The following is a 496-nucleotide window of genomic DNA, read 5'->3' on the forward strand; positions in this document are numbered from 1 at the left end:
CTTTAAAATAAAAAGCCCCTCTCAACAAGGGGCCTCAAAAATGTCATTTTAACCCCCCATATTGGCGGCAGCACTGAAGAAGCCCAGGTGAACATCGGGAACTTTGTGCCCGGTAAGATCATTGAATATATCAACACCGGAAGCACCACTAACAGCGTTAATTTCCCCAACCTGCAATTGCCTATCCTGGAAAATGCACACAGGTTGATCCATATTCACCATAATAGACCGGGAATAATAGCGCATATCAATAACGTCCTCTCAGAACATGACTGCAATATTGTAGGTCAATATCTTAAAACCAATGAAACCATAGGCTATGTGATCACCGATATCAACAAAGCCTACAACGAAGAGGTTATCGAGGAGATGAAAGGTATTGAAGGAACCATTAGGTTTAGAGTACTTTATTAAGGACTAAGGGTTAAGGAATAAGGATTAAGGATTAAGGATTAAGGTTTAAGGAGTAACGGTGGCCTGTTGCGGGTTTCGGGTT

Annotated in this window: 1 pseudogene; it reads left to right on the forward strand. The window is 41.7% G+C overall.

Going from position 1 to position 496, the window contains the following annotated elements:
• Positions 1 to 27 precede the first annotated feature (27 nt).
• Positions 28 to 414: pseudogene (locus tag HC175_RS17745) on the forward strand (phosphoglycerate dehydrogenase); the annotation flags it as partial.
• Positions 415 to 496 lie beyond the last annotated feature (82 nt).

Source organism: Salinimicrobium oceani (assembly GCF_012037645.1).